The following is a 19,582-nucleotide window of genomic DNA, read 5'->3' as shown; positions in this document are numbered from 1 at the left end:
ATGCTTCGACGTCGCTCAGCGCGAACGGTTTGGGAGTGAGCCCGTCACCTCGACTCAGAAGTTTACGCCGAGCCGCAACCCGCCATAGCGGCGGAAGTCGCGCGGCAGCACCGCCTGCGTCGCGATGTTGTTGCCGAAATTGCCGGCGCTGTTCACGAGCGAGCCGTAATATTGCTTGTCGAACAGGTTGTTGACGAAGGCCACCAGCTCCCAGCGGCGCTCCTCGTCGCGCACGCCCAGACCGATGTTGACGATGTGGTATGCCGGCTGGAACGTCTCGGGATCGCGCGCCTGGAAGAACAGGCTGCTCTGATACTGCCAATTGAGCTGCGCCACGCCGCGCAGGTTGCCACCCAGCGACGGCGAGTAATCCGCACCGACGTTGAACTTCCATTCGGGCGCCTGGACGACGCGCGTTCCCGTCAGGTTCTGGCGCGTCGGCGAGCCGGTGCAGCCCAGCGCCGCCGTCTGCAACGGATAGCACTGCGCCGCCGCGAAGTCGGTATACTTCGCATCGAGATAGGTCACCGCGCCGTTGAGGTTCAGGTCGCTGCCCAGCCGCAGCGACGATTCCACCTCGACGCCCTTGGTATTCAGCCGACCGACATTGGTCAGGCGGAAGTTGGACGTGCCATCGGCCAGCGTCTCGATCGTCTGCGCCTGCAGGTCGCGATAGTTGGTGTCGAACAGCGTGACGTTCATCGTCAGGCGCCGGTCGAAGAACTGGCTGCGGATGCCCAGCTCCTTGTCGCGCGATTTCTCCGGCCGGATCGGGCCGGCAAGCGCGCGGTTGCGGTTGAAGCCGGTGGTCAGATCGTAGGTCTGGCCCTTGTAGCCGGTCGCATAGGTGAAGAAGGCGTTGACCGTCGGCGTGAAGTCGTAGCGCAGGCTGCCGCGATAGGTGAAAGCCGTGTCGCTCGCGCTGCCGCTGAACCGCGTGCCCGCCAGGTTGTCGCGATAGGTGTAGGATACGTGCTCGTTCTGCAAGCGCCCGCCGCCGGTCAGCGTCAGGCTGGGGATGATCGTCCAGTCGGCCTGGACGAACCCGGCCACCTGACGCGACTTGGCCGTCGCATCCCAGCTTGCCAGCGAGAAGGACGGGCCGCGATAGAAGGGGCGCTCGAACTTCACGCCAGCGACATAGCCGCCGATCGTGTAGCGGAACGGACCGTCGCTCGGCGACTGCAGCCGGACCTCGTTCGTAATCTGCTCCGACTTGAACTGACCGATCTGGACGTTGCTGCCCTGCGGCACCGTCGCGGCGGTGTCGTCATGGTCGAGGTAATCGTACAGGTGGAATTTGTCGTAGGAGGTGATCGTGACGAGGTTCATCGAACCCAGCCCGATCTCGCCGCGAATATAGCCGCCGCCGCCCTGATATTTGGTGCGCGAGTCGTAATTGTTGCTGACGTCCTGGTTCTCGGGACCGACGGAGACGCCGGGCAACACCACCGCGGGCGTCTGCGATGCGATGCCGCGCAGCCGGGCGTTCGCGCCGAAGCGGATGAACGGACGGCCGACGTCGCTGTTGCCGTTGATGTAATTGCCAGCGATCGTCAGCGATGCGTTGTCGGTCGGCTCCCACCGCACCTTGCCGCGCAGGTTCAACGACTCGCGGCCGTTGACGTCCTTGCCGTTGAACAGATTTTTGACGTTGCCGTCCCAGTAGTTGTACGCCGCCGACAGGACATAGCCGACGGTGTCGCTGGCCGGGCCAGACACACTCAGGTTCAGCCCGCGCTCCTCGTCGGTGGTGATCAGCGCATTGGCGCGCACGCGCAGCTCGTCGGTGGGATCGCGGGTGATGATGTTGACGAGGCCGGCCGACGCCGACTTGCCGTACAGCGTGCTCTGCGGGCCACGCAGCACCTCGATCCGCTCGACGTCGGGCAGGTCGGTGAAGGCGCGCGCCTGGAACGCCAGCGGCACTTCGTCGACCAGCACTGCGACGCTCGATTCCACGCCGATGCCGAAGGCGAAGGTGCCGACGCCGCGCAGCGAGATGTTCGAATTCTGCGGCTGCTCCGCCGGGCGGACGACGAGCGACGGCGCGATCTTGCCGATGTCGGTGAAATTGCGGACGCCTGCGCTGGCGAGCTGCGCCGGCGAGACGACCGACACCGCGAGAGGCACCTTCTGGATATTCTCGGCGCGCTTGTTGGCGGTGACGATGATGTCGCCGCCGGCGGCCGGATCGGGCGCAACCTCGCTGGTGGGGCCGGCTGGCGCACCCTGGTCAGGCGTGGTCAGCGAACCGGGGGTCGTCTGCGCCGCCGTCTGATCGGCGGTCTGTGCGGCGAGCGGTTGCGTCGCTGCGAGCATCGCAGCGGCCAGCGCCCAGCGACAAACGGTATTCCCAAGAGCCATCCGGTCCTCCCCTAAATTCTGCCTGACGAGCGGCTCTCCGGCCGCATGATAGGCCTATTGCTATCGATTGGTCAGACCACGCGCAAGACTTGTCTGATCGATTTGTACAAGATTGCGACCGATACCTGACCGCGCCCCTTCGCGTGGCAGACGGGTTGGGTGACGCAGGCGGTCAAATCTCCACCCGTGCCCCGCGCCGCCCGTCGACCTCGACTGACACTCCGCCATCGACGACCAACAAACGCCCGTCTCCCGGCGGCAGCAGCAGCGTGATCGCGCGGTCTGCGGGCGTGCCGTCGCAGGATACCGCAACCCGCACCTCACGCTCGTCCGCCTCGCCCGTTACCGTCCATCGCCACGGCGCCGCCGCGCCATCACCCTCGTCGTCGATGGCATCCCAGGCAAAGGTGCCGCGGGCCGGCGGGAAAAGCCACGCGCCACGCTGCATCGGCTCGGGCCGCCAACCACCCAACGCCAGATCGACGAGCATCCCCGATCCCGTCCGCGCCAGCATCACCGGCGGCCCATCGATCGGCGCCGGCAGCGTGACGACGTCGCCACCCGCGACGTGCCGACCGCTCCACACATCGACCCAGTCGGCACCCGCCGGCACCCGCACCGTCCGCTCCGCCGTGCCTTCCTCGACCACCAGCGGCACGAGCAGGTTCGGCCCGAGCAGGTGGTCGTCACTCTCCGCCCACGCCGCCGGATCGCGCGGGAAATCGAGCCACACCGGCCGCACCATCGGCTCGAACGCGGCGTGATAGCGATGCAGCAGGTCATAGAGGAACGGCACCAACGTCTGGCGAAGCGCCAGCAGCCGCCGGATCGCGGGGGCCGCCTCCAGGTACATCCACGGCTCGTTGACGGTGCGGTCGTCGTTCCAGCTATGGATGCTGAAGCGCGGCATCAGCACCCCGGCCTGGACCCAGCGGACCAGCAGCTCGGGGGACGGCGCCGGTCCCGAAAAGCCGCCGATATCGTCGCCGCTGTTCGACACGCCTGACAGCGCCAGCCCGATCGCCTGGCGCGCGTTGTAGCGGATCGTCTTCCACACGGTACGGTTGTCGCCGCTCCACGTCTGGGCATAGCGCTGCAGCCCCGCCATGCCCGATCGTGTCACAACATAGGGCCGCTCGTCCGGCCGTGCCTCGATCTGCGCTCGGCGCGAGGCACGGGTCATCAGCATCGGCATCACCGGGCGCATCGCAGCCGCCGCGACCGGCGTGCCGAACCCCGCCAGCTGCGATCGGCTGTCCCACAGCTCATATTCGTTGTTGTCGTTCCACGTCGCGACCATGCCCTGGTCGAGCAGCGCGCTTTTCACCTGACCGCGCCACCAGGCGGCGGCGGCGGGATTGGTAAAGTCGATGTAGCTGCCGACCTCGTCCCAGAACTGCGCCTCGACCGGCGCGCCGTCCCCATCGTTGACGAACAGCCCCGCCGCCGCGACATCGTCGTACAGCGGATGACTGCGCAGCAGCGCCGGCTTGATGTTGGGCACCAGCCGCACGCCCGCCTCGGCGTAACTGGCGACGAACGCGGCGGGATCGGGAAACTTGTCGCGGTTCCAGTGGAAGACGTAGCGCTTGTCGCCGATCGACGTGTACCCCGACGACAGATGGAACGAGGAGCAGCCCAGGTCGTGCTGCTCGAGCTTGTCGAGAAACCCCGCCATCTGCGCCGCCGCATCGGGCGCGTCGGTATAGGTCATCGTCGAACCCGAATAGCCGAGCGACCAGCGCGGCATCAGCGCCGGCCTGCCCGTCAGCCAGGTGAAGCGCCGCGTCACAGCGAGTGGATCGGGTCCCGCGATCATCCACAGGTCGACGTCGCCCCGGTCGGCGACGACATGCCGGTACAGCCCGTGATAATTGTCGAGCTCGCGCCCCAGATCGACCGCGACATCGGCGGTGCTGTCATAGAAAGCGCCGTGGCAGCGCCCGTCGGCATCGGCGACGAGCAGATAGGGGATCGACTTGTACAGCGGATCGCTCGTCTCCGCGTCGAAGCCCATCGGGTCGACGTTGGTCAGCCGGAACGACCGCCCCGCCCGGTCGCAATCGCCGGTGCGGTCGCCGAGGCCGTAGAAGCGCTGTCCGGGGCTGCGCGCGACATAGTGGTGCGCCCGGCCGTCCCACCAGCCGAAGTCATAGGCCTGCGTCGGCCGATCCTCCGCCATCGGCCGCCAGCCATCGCCGTCGCGCTGCTCCCACCGGCAATGGAGGCCATGCAGCCGGATCGTCACCCGCAGCCGCGTCGTCGCGACGGTGATCGTCCCATCGCCTTCCTCGACTGCAACGTCGGGGCACGCGAAGCCGCTCACGTCCAGCCGATCGCGTCCCGGCTCAGCAATGTCTTCCGCGCCCGGCGCGATCGCCCAGCTCGGCGGGCTCGTCACGGTGCCGTCCGCCAGCAGCAACAGCCGCGCGACGTCCTCCTCCAGCACGAAAAGATGCGCGATCGCGCCGGTATCGGCGGCCAGCGTCAGTCGCCCCGGCGCCCGCCCGGCGAGCGTGAACAGTGGCGGATTGGAGAGCGTGGCGCGTCTCATCGAACTTCCTTGGTGCGAGAGAGGATCGGCAGGCAGGCGATCAGCACCACCGCGCCGACGATGTCGAACAGCGACAGCGCGGCGAACAGCGGCGCATAGCCGGTGACGTCGGCGAGCTGCCCGATCAGCAGCGAGAACAGCAGGCCGCCGGTCCAGCCGGCCTGGCCGATGAAGCCGTTGGCGGTGCCGATCTCCTCCGCGGTGAAAACATCCGCCGACAAGGTGTTGATCAGTACCGAGATCATCTGATGCGCAAAGCCGCCGACGCTGAACAGCGCGATCGCCAGATAGGGACTGCCTGCCAATCCAATGAACCCCGGTGCGATCATCAGCGCCGCGCCGATCGCAACGCCGGTCACCCGCGATCCGATCAGCGACAGCTTCATCCGGTTCATTAGCAGCGGCGACAGATAACCCCCGAACACGCCGCCGAGATCGGCCGCCAGGAATGGCAGCCACGCGAACAGCGCGATCTGCTTCAGGTCCATGCCGCGTTCGGTGGCGAGATACAGCGGGATCCAGAAACTGAATGTCTGCCACGCCGGCTCAGCCAGGAAGCGCGGCACCGCCAGCGCCCAAAACCGCCCGCTGGACAGGATCTCCCGCGCGCTCGACCGCCGCTCGACGACGACAGGTCGATCGGCCTCGATCAGCGTCAGTTCGTCGGGCGTGATCGCCGGATGCAGCGCCGGGCTGCGATAAAAGGCCCACCAGGCCGCCGCCCACAGAAAGCCCACCGCCCCGGTGACGATGAACGCGACCCGCCAGTCGGCCCACAGCGACACGGCGACGACGATCGGCGGCGCGATCAACGCGCCCAGCGAGGTGCCGGCGTTGAACCAGCCGACCGCCACCGACCGCTGCCGCGCCGGAAACCATTCCGCGATCGCCTTGATCCCCGACGGCACCGCCGCCGCCTCGGCGAGGCCCAGCAGGCCGCGGAAGAAGGCCAAGCCAAGCCATCCCGCCGCCAGCGCATGCAGCATGTTCGCCGCCGACCACGCGACACCGAAAAGCGCGAAGCCGGCGCGCAGGCCGATGCGGTCGACGATCGCCCCGGCAATCGGTTGCGCCACGGTATAGGCCAGCTGGAAGGCGCCGACGACATAGCTGTATTGCTGGGTCGTCATCGACAGCGTCGATTTCAGCTCGGGCGCGAGCACGCCCAGCGAATTGCGCGCCAGATAATTGGCGATGGTCCCGAGGCAGATCAGCCCCACGATCCACCACCGCAGATGCGGAATTCGCCTCACGCCCTCTCCTCTTGTTGAGGGTCCTATGCCGCAAACTGGCCAGACCAATCAAGCGATTGATCGTCAATTAATGGTACGGCAGCCGCGGCTATCCTTCCGCCACCGTGTCGCGCTAAGGCACTGCCGTCGCTCCCTGCCCCGGACACCATGACCACCATCTCCGCCGCCACCCTGCCGCCCCACCTCGGCTTCCTGGCCGGCGGTGGAGAGGCGACCCAGCTTATCCTGGCCCGTGACTGGACCGACCACCCCCTCGGCCCGCCTGAGCGATGGCCCGCCCCGTTCAAGACGGCGCTCAGCCTCCTCCTCAACTCGCCCGAATCGATGATCTTGTGTTGGGGTGCGGAGGAACTGTTCTTCTTCTTCAACGAAACCTACTTCCCGCTGCTCGGGCCGCGATTGTCGTGGGCGATGGGCAGCCGGATGGACCAGGTCTGGGCCGACGCCTGGGACCAGGCGAAGCCGATCATCGACGACGCCTTCGCCGGCCGCAGCCAGCGCTTCACTGATTTGCCGTGGAAACTCGCCACCGATCGCGGTGCCGCCGACACCTGGTGGAGCTTTTCCTACTCGCGCGTGCTGGGTGAGACCGGCGACATCGTCGGCCTCTTCATCTTCACCAACGAGACGACCAAGCGCGTCCTGGCCGACCGCGCGCTCGCCGACAGTCAGGAAGAGTTGCGCGCGCTCAACGAAGATCTGGAACGCCAGGTCGCGCAGCGCACCGCCGAGCGCGATCGCATGTGGAGCGTGTCGCCGGACCTCATGGTCCTGGTCTCGCACGACGGCCACTGGTCGGCGGTGAACCCTGCCTGGACGTCGATCCTCGGCTATGAGGCGCATGAACTGATCGGGCTTCACGCCACTGCACTGGTCCACGCCGCCGATATCGCCGCAAGCAGCGGGGCGCTCGCCACCGCACAGGCCGGGACCTTGCCGACCTTCGAGAACCGCATCCGCCACAAGGACGGCAGCTACCGCTGGATGCAATGGGTCGCCGCGCCGACCGAGGACGGCGTCTTCGCGATCGGCCGCCACATCACCGACGCGAAGGAGGCGGAGGAGCAGCTTCGCCTCGCCACCGAGCAACTCAACCAGGCGCAGAAGATGGAGGCGATCGGCCAGCTGACCGGCGGCGTCGCCCACGACTTCAATAATCTGCTCACGATCATCCGTGGCTCGGTCGAGCTGCTGCGCCGCGACACGCTGACCCCCGAAAAGCGCAGCCGCTATATCGAGGCGATCGCCGACACGGCCGAGCGTGCCGCCAAGCTGACCGGCCAGCTGCTCGCCTTCGCCCGGCGCCAGGCGCTGACGCCAGAGCTGCTCGACGTCGGCGTGGCGGTCGGCAGCATCGTCGAAATGGTTCAGACATTGGTCGGCTCTCGCGTGAGCCTGCGGTTCCGGCCGCCTGCCGAATGCTGCCTGGCAGAGGTCGACCGCAGCCAGCTGGAAACCGCCGTCGTCAACCTCGCGATCAACGGTCGCGACGCGATGCAGGGCAAGGGCGAATTGACGATCGCGGTGGCGCCCGCCGACCGCATCCCCAGCCTGCGCGGCCATCACGGCATCAACGGCGACTTCCTCGTCATCTCGGTCTCCGATACCGGCTCGGGCATCGCCGCGGCGGACTTGCCGCATATCTTCGAACCGTTCTTCACCACCAAGGACGTCGGCAAGGGCACCGGGCTCGGCCTCAGCCAGGTGATCGGCTTCGCCAAGCAGTCGGGGGGCGACGTCGACGTCGACAGCGAGTCGGGTCGCGGTGCGACCTTTTCGCTCTATCTGCCCCGCATCCTCGATCGTGACACACCCGGCGACAACGACGACGATGCCGAGGCGCCCGATGGCGGCGGATCGAGCGTGCTGCTCGTCGAGGACAACGAGGACGTCGGCCGGTTCGCCAAGACCGCGCTCGACGAACTGGGCTATCGCAGCGTCCTCGTCGGCAATGCCACCGCCGCGCTGGCGCTGCTCGACGAGGATGCCTCGCGCTTCGACGTGGTCTTTTCGGATGTCGTCATGCCCGGGATGAACGGCGTCGACCTCGCCGCCACCATCCGTGCCCGTCATCCGGCACTGCGCGTGATCCTGACCAGCGGCTACAGCCATGTGCTGGCCGAGAACGCGCAGCACGGCTTCGAATTGCTGCACAAGCCCTATTCGGTCGAGCAGCTTTCCCGGGCGCTGCGCAAGGCGATCGGTTGGCTCCCCGGCCGCCGGCGCCACCCCTGAGCCGCCGCGCTTTGTTGCCGGCTCGTTGCCGATAACTAACGTTACATTCGGGGGCTGTCTTCCGCGCCAAGCCGGCTAAAAGCGGCGGGCGATAAGCGATGGAGAGAAGACGATGATGCCGCCGATCGAGCGACCGACCGACGCCCCGCCGCGGCCCTGGTATCGTCATCTCTACGTCCAAGTGCTGGTGGCGATCGCCGCCGGCGTGCTGCTCGGCCATTTCGCGCCCGATACCGGCAAGGCGTTGAAGCCGCTCGGCGATGGCTTCATCAAGCTGGTGAAGATGATCATCGCGCCGGTGATCTTCCTCACCATCGTCACCGGCATCGCCGGCATGCGCGATCTCGCCGCGGTCGGCCGCGTCGCCGCCAAGGCATTCGCCTATTTCCTCTTCTTCTCGACGCTGGCGCTGATCATCGGCCTCGTCGTCGGCAATGTCGTCCGCCCCGGGGCGGGGCTCAACATCGATCCCGCGACGCTCGATACCGGCAAGATCGCCGAATATGCCGCCAAGGCGCATGAAAGCACGCTCACCGGCTTCCTGCTCGGTGTGATCCCCGACAGCTTCCTGTCGGGCCTGACCGGCGGCAACATCCTCCAGACGCTGTTCGTGGCGGTTCTGTTCGGTATCGGCCTCGCACTGATCGGCGACCGCGGCGAACGCGTGCTCCATGCGCTCGAAGACGTGTCGCTCGCGGTGTTCAAGGTCGTCGCCATCCTGATGAAGGCAGCCCCGATCGGTGCGTTCGGCGCGATGGCCTTCACCATCGGTGCCTATGGCGTCGGCACGCTGGCCAATCTCGCGGCGCTGGTCGCGACCTTCTACATCACCTCGCTGCTGTTCGTCTTCGTCGTGCTCGGTGCGGTGGCGCGGCTGTGCGGCTTCTCGATCTTCAAGCTGGTGTCCTATCTGAAGGCCGAGTTGCTGCTCGTGCTCGGCACCTCGTCGTCGGAAAGCGCGCTGCCCTCGCTGATCGAGAAGATGGAGCGCGCCGGCTGCCCTAAGTCGATCGTCGGTCTGGTCGTGCCGACCGGCTATTCGTTCAACCTCGACGGCACCAACATATACATGACGCTGGCGGCGCTGTTCATCGCCCAGGCGGTGGGCGTCGATCTCAGCCTGGGTCAGCAGCTACTCCTGCTCAGCGTCGCGATGCTCTCCTCGAAGGGTGCGGCGGGCGTGACCGGCGCCGGCTTCATCACGCTCGCCGCGACGCTCTCGATCGTGCCGTCGGTGCCGGTCGCGGGCATGGCGCTGATCCTGGGCGTCGATCGCTTCATGTCGGAATGCCGCAGCCTGACGAACTTCATCGGCAACGCCGTCGCCACCGTCGTCGTGTCGCGGTGGGAGGGTCGACTCGATCACGCGCAGCTCGACGCCGCCCTCGCCGGCCGCGCGCCGCGCGTTGACCAGATGGCGGCGGACGCGGTCGCCGACTGATGCAGCGCCGCCTTCTTGCCGCCGTCCCGCTGCTCCTGCCGGTCGCCGCCCATGCCCAGACCCGGGTACCGGCACCCAGCGAGGCCGGATCGACGCGCAACCCGGCGACGCCGACCGTTACCTCCTATCCGTCCGCCGCGGTCGGCGATGGCGCCAGTCCCGGCGGCTACAATCTGTCGCGCTGGGCCGAGGACTGGCGCAAGCTGTGCGACCCGGCGAAACGAGACGATCCGATCGATGCGCTCAAGTGCATCCCGCTCGATGACGATGCCGACGCCTATGTGACGCTGTCGGGCGAGGCGCGGCTGCGCGTCAATCACACCACCAATCCGGGCCTGCGCGACGTGTGGGCGCAGCGCCAGGACATCCGCCGCCTGTTCGTCGGCGCCGACGTCCACCTCGGCCCCCATTTTCGTGCGTTCGGCGAACTCGCCCACGGCGGCATTTCGGGCGTCGAGCTCGGCCAGCCTGCCGCGACGCTGCGCAACGACGTCGCCGTCCAGCAGGCCTTTGTCGAGGTGAACGCCGATGTCGCCGGTGCCGCGCTGGGCGCACGCTACGGCCGCCAGGAATTCACCGATGGCCCCAACCTCCTCGTGTCGCAGCGCGACAACAACACGATCCGCTACACTCTGAACGGCTGGCGCGCCTGGGCACGGACGCCGACGCTGCGCATCGACCTGTTCGATCTGAAGCCGACCCAATATGGCGATCTGGGCGCCGACGACGACATCATCGACCCCGCGCGCCGTTTCTCTGGCATGACCCTCGGCGTGGTCGTGCCGCGCGATTGGCTGGGCGGATCGAAGCTGTATTTCGATCCATTCCTCTGGCGACGCCGCAACACCGTCGGCGCATGGGGCGGCCGGATCGGTCCGGCGACCCGTTACTACGGCGGCGCGCGACTGTGGGGTGATGCCGGGCGGCTGACGATCGACTGGAGCGTCAATCACCAATGGGGCCGCTACATCAATCAGGGCATCGACGCGTGGCAGGCGTTCTTCGCCCAGACGTGGCGGGTCGGCAAGGCCGACGATGCGCCGCGCGTCGGCATCCACGCCGATTACGCCAGCGGCGGCGGCGGCTATGGCGACGGCAAGCTGCGCGACGCCTACGCGCCGTTCGGCAACAACATCTACTACAGCTATGCGCTGTTCCTGACCCCGTCGAACCTGATCGCGGTCGCCCCCAACCTGACGGTCTCGCCCGTCAAGCGCGTCCGCGTCACCGGCGAGTATCAGTTCGCCTGGCGCGACGACGTCCGCGATGCCGTCTACCGCGCCAACGGCCAGCCCTTCGCCGGGACCCAGCGTGTCCCCGACGCCAAGATCGGCGACGTCGCCCGGCTTCAGCTGATCTGGACGATCACGCCGCGCGTCTCGTTCACCGGCCGCTACGAACATTTCGCCGCTGGTCCGTCGCTGACGAAGGCGGGCTACTATAGTTCGGACTTCCTCGCCGGCTGGCTGTCCTTCCGCTTCTAACGGCGCAGCACCAGCGTCGCGATCGAGCGCGGGGGCACCACCGTCCCCGTCACCGGCGCCGCGTTGTGGCTGGCGTCGGTCAGGATCATCCGCGTGCTCCAGCCTTTCGGCAACACGAGCCGCCGCGCCACCAGCCCGGGATTGACATGCACCATCACCAGCGTCCTGCCGTCCGGCGCCAGCGCACCCACGGTATCGAGATCGTCGACCGGCACCAGTCGATAGCCGGGGCGGACGTAGCGGCTGAATTGCGCCATCGCCCAATATTTGCGCGTGATGACGATCCGATGCGGCGCGCTCGGCGCCGCGGCGAGGTCGGCCTTGACCAACCCCCAATTCGACCCCGGCTTGCCGTCCTTCGCGCTCCAATCCTCCACCGCCTGCCAGAACACCCAGGCCGCGGGCTCGAGCCGCTTGAGATCGAGCACGACATGCTCGGCGAAGGCGAGGGGGCTCGCCATGCCGTCGATCGCTTCGGGATCGCCGTTCAGCGGCGCATCGTTCTCGCTCATCCACAACCGGATGCCGCTGGCACGGGCGACGTCGCGGACGCCGGTCTGGTGGATCGCGCCATAGCTGTGGACGTTGAGCTGCCCGATCCGCGCCCGCGTCGCCGCGGGATAGGCAGCCCAATCGGTCAGGAACAGATGGGCGTTGGTCTCATCCGGTGCCGCCACGACGGTCGCCAGGCCGCGCGCCTTCAACGCCGCGTCGCTGGCATCGATCATCGCCGCCTGCCGCGCCGGGCTCCAGTGCGATCCCTCCTGCTTGTTCGCGGCGAACCAATAGTCGGTATTGGGTTCGTTGACCGGCGACAGCGTGCGGAACGCGATACGATGGCGCTTCTGCAACTCGTCGACCACGCGCGCGAGATAGGCCGCGAACGGCGCCTCCTGCCCTGGTTGCAGATTGTCGTCGGTGCCCTTCTCCGCCCCCGACACCCGGCCCGACACCGTCATGAAATAGGGCGGCGAGTTGGAGAACGCCTCGAAGATCGGCGCCTTCACCCGGTCGCGAATGGCATCGAGCCACCAGCGCTGGCGAGCGTCCTGCGACCAGTCCCACATCGCAGGATCCTCAGGCCGCCACCAGTCACGCCCCGTCGCGCCCTCAGGCCGTCGCCAGAACCCCGGCACGGCACCGCCCGGCCGCAGATAGGCCGGCGTGTCGCCCGCATTGCCGCCGCCGATATTGTACCGCGCGATCGTCCAGCCGAGCCCGTCCTTGCCGTAGAACAGATCGGCCAGCCGCCGCCGTTCGGCATCGGGCCAGCCCCCGCTGACGTCGGCGAACCAGGCGAGCGCCGTCCCCCATCCTTCGAACCTCGTCGACGGCCGCTCGACCGCGGGACGAAGCGTGACCACGACCTCGCGCGTCTCCGTCGCGACCGGCGAGGTCGCGACTGCCAGGGCGAATGCCAGCCGCCCGATCATGCGCGGGCCAGCCGATAGAGGCCGCTGCCGTGCGCCGGCAAATGCCGCACCAGCCGTCCGCTGGCCTTTCCGTCGGCGCGCCCGGCCCACAGGTCACGCACGCCGACGCTTCCCGTCAGCCCGAGCATCGCCAACGGCACCCGGACGTCGCGCGATGCTCCCCCGGTGTTGAACAGTGCGACATAGCGATCGCCATTCGCCGCGGTCGCCGACCAGACCCGCGTCCCATCCTCGATGAAATGCGGCCGACTGTCGCGCGATGCCTGGTTCACCGCGATCACCTCCCGGTTAGTCAGCAGCGCCAACGTCGGCGCGTCGAGATGGCGCAGGTCGCCGCCCATGATTAGCGGCGATCGCGCGATCGACCACAACGTCATCAGCGTGCGCTGCTCGTCGGGCGTGAAGCGGGTGTCGCGCTTGCCCAGCGCCAGGCGGCCGAGCGGCAGCATATCTGCGTCCGGCCAGCCGCCGTCGCCCATATGGGGATTCCAATTCTCTAGTCGGACGAACTGCGCCTCCAGCATTCCCCAATCGTCCCAGAAGTCATCGGAGATGCGCCACATCTGCGCATGGGCGCGCGCGTGGGCGCCGCGGATCACCGGCGTCTCACCCGGCGACATGCTCAGGATCATCGGCCGGCCGCTGCGGCCGATGGCGCGATGGATCGCCTCGATCTCGGCGGCATGGACGTCATAGGGCCGGCTGAGGTCGTCGACCTTGACGAAATCCACTCCCCAGCTCGCGAGCAGCGCGAAGACGCTGTCGTAATAGGCCTGGGCACCGGGGCGAGTCATGTCGACGCCGTACATGTCGGGGTTCCAAGAACAGACGCTCGTCCGGTCGGCGATGTCGGCGGCACGCTGGCCGGTGCCGAGCACCGGCAGGTTGCGCTCGACCGCCAGCCGCGGAATACCGCGCATCAGGTGGACGCCGAACTTCATGCCCATCGCATGGATGTCCGCGGCGAGCGGCGCGAAGCCCCGACCTCCGGCGCTCGACGGGAAACGGTTGGGCGCGGGCAACAGGCGGCCATGACCGTCCATCGTCGGCACCGGCGCGCTGCTATAGGCATAGCTCGACGCGGTCGGCTCATACCATTGGATGTCGACGGTGAAGACGTCGTAGCCGAACGGCAGCAGGCGATCGCGCATGATCGCCGCCGTCTCGCGCGCCTGAGCCTCGGTGATCGTCGTCGCGAAGCTGTTCCAGCTGTTCCAGCCCATTGGCGGCGTCGGCGCCAGCCGCGACGGCGTTGACGTCGCCGCGGTGAGTGCCGGCACGGCGGCGGCGCCGCCGAGCACGCCGCGGCGCGTCGGGCCGGTCACTGGCTCTGCTCCACGGTCACCATCAGCGTCGCCCCCGTCGGCGGCAGCTTCACGCCGAACGCGGTTTCATCACCATTCAGCCATCGGTCGCGAACGAAGGCTCCGCGCTCGACATGCCCCTCCTCGACGCTGATCAGCTGCACCGTTCCCCCGCGTCCCAGCGGCGGTGCGAAACGCAGGTTGGCATTGGCCCCGACCAGCAGATAGCGGTCCGCCGCGACCTGGGCCGCGATCACCCGGCCTGACACATCGGCATTGCCCTGCCCGCGCGGCCCGCCATAGCCGTCGCGCACCTCGCCGAACCGGACGACGAGGTCGATCCCGGGGAAGCTCATCGGCACGTTGGCGATGCCATCTTCCTCGATCGCGACGCGTACCCGGCCAGCATCGCGCAGCGGCAGCAACAACGGCGCGACAGGGCCGATCAGGCGGTAGTCGAGCGCGATCGGCTCTTCCATTGCCACGCCGTCCCTCATGCCGAAACCTTCGCCGATCCCGAACTTGCCGATCCCGACCGCATGGGGCTGCGCCAGCGTCCAGAAGGCGTGGCGGGCATGCGCCATGCTGCCGCCCGTCTCGGGTACGAACAGCGGATTGCCCGGCACGTCATAGGCCCGCGCGATCTCGGTATAGGGCGCGACATTGGTGTCGTAATTGTCGACGCCGACCACGTCGATCGCGGGCGCCAGCGCCCGCCACTGCGGCAACAGCCACGACACCGCGCCGCCCGACGGCGAGCTGTCGCCCGGTCGCAGCAACCCCGGCTGCTCGCGCGGCCACACGTTGACGTAGAGCGGCAACCGATACGCCGCCTTGCCCGCCGCCGCGACCGCGCCGATGTAGCGCGCGGTGTGATAGGCCATGAACGCCTCGTGCGCGCGCTCGGCATAGTTGGCGGTCCAGTCGCCCGGCTTCGCGCCGGGCATGTCGGCCGGCACCGGCGCGCGAAACAAGGCCTCGGCGGCGGGCGAATAGTCGCGATCCGCGCCCAGCGTCCCCGCCTCGTTCTCGACCTGCACCATGATGACGGTGCCGCGCGCGCCATCGACCGCCTTCAGGTGCGCCATCAGCGCGGCGAAGGCGCGCGCGTCGGCATCGCGGTTGGCAGCGGCGATCGGCGACAGCACCTCGATCCGCTGACCCTGCGCCGTCGTCACCCCCGGAAAGCGCACGGGATCGCGCTTCACCCATGCCGGCACATAGCTCATGTTGCCGTTCTTCCAGCTGCCGAACCACAGCAGCACCAGCCGAACCTTCTGGGCGCGCGCCTCTGAGATCAGGCCATCGACGACGCTCCAGTCGAACCGCCCCTCGACCGGCTCGACCCCCTCCCAGCCGACCGGCGCCATCACGGTATTGGCGTGGCTGCGCGCGATCGCCGGTGCCAGGCGGCGCATCTGGGAGGCGAAGCCGCTCGAATTGTTGAGCTGGATCCCGAGCAGCAGGAACGGCGTGCCATCGACCTCCAGGCGCGGCTTCCCGCCACCCGTTCCCGCGATCATCCGGCTTTGCTGCGCCGCTACCGGAGTGCATGTCAGCAATGCGCCGATCGTTGCCGCGCCCACTGCGTAACGTCGGCATGCGCGGCCACCGGCGGTGCGATTGGCCAGTCCGCCCGATCCGTCGCCCGCTCGGCCCATCCCGCTCATCCTCTCGCTTATTTGTGAGACAAATACTCTGTTTGCCCATGCCGTCAAACACAGTGGCCATGCACGGCCCACCGTTCGACATATTTGCCAGACATCACGCCACTTCCGCCTCGCCAAGCTTGGCAATCGCCTGTTCGGTATCGAGCGCCGCCTGTCCGATCAGCCCGACCGTGGCCGCCCGCGCCGCCGCCGCGTCGCTCCGCGCGATCGCGTCGAACAGTCGCTGGTGCTCGGGCAGCGAATCACGTGGTTCGCCCGCACGCCATTTGAACAATGTCGTCCAGCGCACCGCCGCCGAAATACTGGCCGACAGGCTGACCAACAGCTCGTTACTGGTGGCTTTGAGGATAATGGCATGAAACTGCTGGTCCGCGGCTCGTCCCGGCTCACTATCGAGGCCGTACGACGTCATCTCCTCAAGCGCATAGCCGAGCCGCGATAATTGCCGCGGCGTCCGTTGACGTGCCGCGAGCTCGGCCGCAGCAGGTTCGACGATCAGCCGCAACTGGAACAGGCTTCGCACGAAGGTAAGCGGCGGTGCGGCACCTTCGAACATCCAGCCGAGTAATTGGGGATCCAGCAGATTCCATTCATGGCGTTCGCGAATGCGCGTACCGCTCTTGGGCTTGCTGACGACCAGACCCTTACCACTCAGCATCCGCAGCGCCTCGCGGATCACGCTGCGCGCCACGCCGAACGACTCGGCGAGGTCGATCTCGCCGGGCAGAGCGCTGCCCGGGGGACGTTCGCCGGTGACGATCGACACGCCCAATCGTCTGGCCAGCGCGACATGCGCGGGCGCCTCTCGCTTTCGTGCGATCATATCCCCCCATGAGATCAACGCTTTACGGCCGTAACGCCATATCGGAATATAGATCAATTTTCCCTATTGTCGGTCAAATAGCTCTGCGTATTATGTCGGACAAGGCTCCACCGAGAGCTTGACCTTGTGGGGAGGATATAATGCGATTGATGAAGTGCGCCCTCTTGGCGGGCGCCTCGCTCGCGGCGTTTGCCGGCACGATCGCCGACGCCGCAGCGCAAACGGCCGCCGATGGCGGGCAATCCACCGGCGGCTCGGCGACCTTGGATCAGGTCGCCAGCGGCCAGGTCGATCCGCAGGACGTCGTGGTCACCGGCGTTCGTGAATCGATCCGCTCGGCGCAGGCGCTCAAGCGCAACGCCGACCAGATCATCGACTCGGTCAACGCGCAGGACATCGGCAAGCTGCCCGATGCCAATACCACCGAAGCGCTCCAGCGTATCACGGGTGTCCAGATCCAGCGCCGCTACGGCGAAGGCGCCACCGACTTCGATCACCGAACCCAGCCGGCGATCACCGTTCGCGGCCTGACCCAGGTACAGAACTTCCTCGACGGCCGGGCGATCTATTCCGCCTCGGGTGGCCGCGCCTTCGATCTGGAAGGCGTGCCGCCGGAGCTGCTGGCCGGCATCGACGTCTACAAGAACGCCCCCGCAAACATCATTGAGGGCGGCGTCGGCGGCGCGGTCAACCTGCGCACCCGCAAGCCGTTCGACACCCCCGGCCAGGTGATCAGCGTCACCGCCCGCGGCAATTATTACGACCGCGTCGACAAGTTCGGCTTCTCCACATCCGGCCTGTACAGCAACCGCTACGACACCGGCATCGGCGAGATCGGCATCCTGGTGAACGCCGTCTACTCGAAGAGCCAATATCGCCAGGACGGCCTGCTCGCCGGTCCGTTCGGCCCGCTGCCCACGGGTACGAGCATCGCCGGCGCGCCGGCCAATGCGCAGATCCCCTATGGCTTCGAAATCTACGACGACACCGGCGATCGCAAGCGGTTCGGCATCGCCGCCGCGGTGCAGTGGCAGGCCAGCGACAAGCTGCTCGTGACCGCCCAGTATCAGGGGACCAAATACTGGTTCAACCGCACCGGCGCCTATTACTACGACTATAACAATCGCAACGTCACCTCGCCGGCGGCGGGCGCCGCCTTCACCTTCAACAAGGAAGGCTATGCGACCAGCGGCACGCTGTCGCAGCAGACGTTCGAGACGGGCCGCTTCGACCAGGAATTGTGGAGCGCCAGTCAGAACGCGACGCTCAATTTCGCCTATCAGGTCACCGACAAGCTCAAGATGAGCGTCGACGTCCAGTATCTCGACTCATACTACAATGCCGATCGCAACGGCCACGTCCTGTCGCTCTACACCCGCTCCGGTCAGGACGCGACGACGACCCCGCATGCGACCAACGTCGTCTTCGATCTGCGCGGCAAATATCCGCGCTGGGACGTGGCCAATCCGTCGCTGCTCAACACCGCGTCCAACTATACGACGCCCTACATCGCGGACTCGCTGCAGCGTAACGACGCGCGCACCCTCGCGCTCGCCTATGACGCGGAATATGAGGTCGAGGGCGGCTTCCTTCAGAAGCTGCGCGGCGGCCTGCGCTTCGCCGACAACACGATCGATCTGCGCGGCACGTGGAACGGCGTCTGCCTGAGCCAGCTTGGTCCCGACCCGAGCTGTTCGGCCCCGAGCGGCACCGCACTGATCCCGCTGTCGCGTAACCCGCAGCTGTCGATGCCCGGACCTTCGGCCAATTGGTTCGACGGCAACACCGTCAAGAACGGCCTGCTCTATCCGGCCTTCCCGGCCGGCGACGGGGTATGGGCGCAGACCAAGGCACTGTACGCGCTGTTCGGTGCCCGGACGAAGGATAACTTCACCCCCGGCGACCTCAACAGCCAGACGGAGAAGACCTACACCGGCTGGGCCGTCGCCGACTATGCATTCGAACTCGGCAGCGTCCGTTTCGACGGCGGTGTGGGCGTGCGCGTCGTCAAGACCCAGGCGACATCGCGCGGCACCCAGTTCAACGCGAACGGCTCGACCACGCCGATCGCGGTGCAACGACTATACGTCCGCCCTGCCCAGCGTGAATATCCGCGCGCGCCTGACCGACCAGCTGCAGATGCGCTTCGCCTATTCGAAGGGGCTGGCCCGCCCGAACTTCGATCAGCTGTCGACCAACCTGACGCTCAACAACCCCAACCAGATCAACCCGATCACCGGGCGGCCGAGCGCCAGCTCGGGCAACCCGCTGTTGCGGCCGATCAAGTCGGATAATTTCGATCTGACCGCCGAATATTACTTCTCGGCGGCGGGCTCGATCACCGGCGGCCTGTTCTACAAGAAGGTCAACGGCTTCCTCGCTGGCGGCCGCGTCGTCGGCACCTACAACGGCGTCGCCTACGACGTGTCGACCCAGGTCAATTCCGGCGACGGCACGGTCAAGGGTGCCGAGATCGGCTATCAGCAGTTCTTCGACTTCCTGCCGGGGCTGCTGAGCGGGTTCGGCATCCAGGCGAACTACACCTATGTCGACTCGAACGTGTCCAACCCGTTCGCGACGGCAGGCTCGTCGATCCCGACGTCGGTTCCCCTCGAGAAGCTGTCGAAGCACAGCTACAACCTGATCGGCCTGTACGAGAAGGGCCCCGTCACCGCGCGCGTCGCGTGGAACTGGCGCTCGAGCTATCTCGATCAGACGACGGGGTCGGGCGCCAACGGCATTCCGCAATATGCCAAACCCTATGCCTCGCTCGACGCGTCGCTGATGGTGAACCTCAACCAGCATATCGCGGTGTCGGCGGACGTCGTGAACCTCAACAACCGGATGAACGTGCTCTACATCGGCACGCCCTCCGCACCGTTGCAGTATCAGCTGAACGACCGCCGTTTCGGCCTGTCGCTGCGCGCCACCTACTAGTATCCCCTGCCTGCCGGCGTGGTCCTGCATCCACGCCGGCATTTTTTCGCGTCGGCGTGCGTGACGTCGAACGTGGGGATG

Annotated in this window: 11 protein-coding genes and 1 pseudogene; 5 read left to right on the top strand and 7 right to left on the bottom strand. The window is 67.2% G+C overall.

All coding sequences use genetic code 11. The annotated features are described in order from the left end of the window. Positions 1–54 precede the first annotated feature (54 nt). From GGQ80_RS06315 to GGQ80_RS06305, 3 genes are all read right to left on the bottom strand, one after another. Complete coding sequence (locus GGQ80_RS06315) at positions 55–2,367, bottom strand: TonB-dependent receptor (protein ID WP_246346912.1); 2,313 nt, start codon at positions 2,365–2,367, stop codon at positions 55–57. A gap of 172 nt (positions 2,368–2,539) precedes the next feature. Then, complete coding sequence (locus GGQ80_RS06310; RefSeq protein ID WP_183983058.1) at positions 2,540–4,921, bottom strand: glycoside hydrolase family 31 protein; 2,382 nt, start codon at positions 4,919–4,921, stop codon at positions 2,540–2,542. Next, positions 4,918–6,174, bottom strand: a complete 1,257-nt coding sequence (locus tag GGQ80_RS06305; RefSeq protein WP_183983057.1) for an MFS transporter — start codon at positions 6,172–6,174, stop codon at positions 4,918–4,920. The genes GGQ80_RS06310 and GGQ80_RS06305 overlap by 4 nt, the downstream gene beginning before the upstream one ends. Before the next feature lie 147 nt (positions 6,175–6,321). Here GGQ80_RS06305 and GGQ80_RS06300 point away from each other — a divergent pair, with 147 nt between their 5' ends. The 3 genes from GGQ80_RS06300 (at position 6,322) to GGQ80_RS06290 (ending at position 11,334) form a co-directional block, all read left to right on the top strand. After that, the gene (locus GGQ80_RS06300; RefSeq protein ID WP_221364223.1) at positions 6,322–8,409 is read left to right on the top strand and encodes a hybrid sensor histidine kinase/response regulator; all 2,088 of its coding nucleotides are present in this window, start codon (positions 6,322–6,324) and stop codon (positions 8,407–8,409) included. 112 nt (positions 8,410–8,521) lie between these two features. Then, a complete protein-coding gene (locus GGQ80_RS06295; protein ID WP_183983056.1) occupies positions 8,522–9,850 on the top strand; it encodes a dicarboxylate/amino acid:cation symporter in 1,329 nt (442 codons plus the stop codon). Further along, entirely contained in the window at positions 9,850–11,334 is a 1,485-nt protein-coding gene (locus GGQ80_RS06290; protein WP_183983055.1) for an alginate export family protein, read from the top strand. Before GGQ80_RS06295 ends, GGQ80_RS06290 begins: the two co-directional genes overlap by 1 nt. Here GGQ80_RS06290 and GGQ80_RS06285 read toward each other — a convergent pair. From GGQ80_RS06285 to GGQ80_RS06270, 4 genes are all read right to left on the bottom strand, one after another. Continuing rightward, complete coding sequence (locus GGQ80_RS06285) at positions 11,331–12,767, bottom strand: glycoside hydrolase (protein ID WP_183983054.1); 1,437 nt, start codon at positions 12,765–12,767, stop codon at positions 11,331–11,333. The two genes, GGQ80_RS06290 and GGQ80_RS06285, sit on opposite strands and share 4 nt — an antisense overlap. Then, positions 12,764–14,092 carry a glycoside hydrolase family 27 protein gene (locus tag GGQ80_RS06280; RefSeq protein WP_425506022.1) on the bottom strand — a complete coding sequence of 443 codons (1,329 nt, stop codon included), beginning with the start codon at positions 14,090–14,092 and terminating at the stop codon, positions 12,764–12,766. The genes GGQ80_RS06285 and GGQ80_RS06280 overlap by 4 nt, the downstream gene beginning before the upstream one ends. Continuing rightward, a complete protein-coding gene (locus tag GGQ80_RS06275) occupies positions 14,089–15,732 on the bottom strand; it encodes a DUF5597 domain-containing protein (protein ID WP_183983053.1) in 1,644 nt (547 codons plus the stop codon). The genes GGQ80_RS06280 and GGQ80_RS06275 overlap by 4 nt, the downstream gene beginning before the upstream one ends. Before the next feature lie 103 nt (positions 15,733–15,835). After that, positions 15,836–16,564 carry a FadR/GntR family transcriptional regulator gene (locus GGQ80_RS06270; RefSeq protein WP_183983345.1) on the bottom strand — a complete coding sequence of 243 codons (729 nt, stop codon included), beginning with the start codon at positions 16,562–16,564 and terminating at the stop codon, positions 15,836–15,838. A gap of 140 nt (positions 16,565–16,704) precedes the next feature. Here GGQ80_RS06270 and GGQ80_RS06265 point away from each other — a divergent pair. Beyond that, a pseudogene (locus GGQ80_RS06265) lies at positions 16,705–18,567 on the top strand (TonB-dependent receptor plug domain-containing protein); the annotation flags it as partial. Between the two features lie 100 nt (positions 18,568–18,667). Beyond that, positions 18,668–19,501: a TonB-dependent receptor domain-containing protein gene (locus GGQ80_RS18435; RefSeq protein WP_343050895.1), complete on the top strand. Its 834-nt coding sequence runs from the start codon at positions 18,668–18,670 to the stop codon at positions 19,499–19,501. Positions 19,502–19,582 lie beyond the last annotated feature (81 nt).

Source organism: Sphingomonas jinjuensis, from assembly GCF_014197105.1.
GTDB classification, from domain to species: Bacteria; Pseudomonadota; Alphaproteobacteria; order Sphingomonadales; family Sphingomonadaceae; genus Sphingomonas; species Sphingomonas jinjuensis.
Note: the sequence above shows the minus strand (reverse complement) of the source record. Positions and strands in the feature narration are given on the sequence as shown.

Coding starts and splice junctions, on each gene's coding strand:
- GGQ80_RS06315 (WP_246346912.1), bottom strand. CDS start 2,367: ATGGCTCTTGGGAATACCGTTTGTCGCTGGGCGCTGGCCGCTGCGATG.
- GGQ80_RS06310 (WP_183983058.1), bottom strand. CDS start 4,921: ATGAGACGCGCCACGCTCTCCAATCCGCCACTGTTCACGCTCGCCGGG.
- GGQ80_RS06300 (WP_221364223.1), top strand. CDS start 6,322: ATGACCACCATCTCCGCCGCCACCCTGCCGCCCCACCTCGGCTTCCTG.
- GGQ80_RS06295 (WP_183983056.1), top strand. CDS start 8,522: ATGATGCCGCCGATCGAGCGACCGACCGACGCCCCGCCGCGGCCCTGG.
- GGQ80_RS06290 (WP_183983055.1), top strand. CDS start 9,850: ATGCAGCGCCGCCTTCTTGCCGCCGTCCCGCTGCTCCTGCCGGTCGCC.
- GGQ80_RS06285 (WP_183983054.1), bottom strand. CDS start 12,767: ATGATCGGGCGGCTGGCATTCGCCCTGGCAGTCGCGACCTCGCCGGTC.
- GGQ80_RS06275 (WP_183983053.1), bottom strand. CDS start 15,732: ATGGGCCGAGCGGGCGACGGATCGGGCGGACTGGCCAATCGCACCGCC.
- GGQ80_RS06270 (WP_183983345.1), bottom strand. CDS start 16,564: ATGATCGCACGAAAGCGAGAGGCGCCCGCGCATGTCGCGCTGGCCAGA.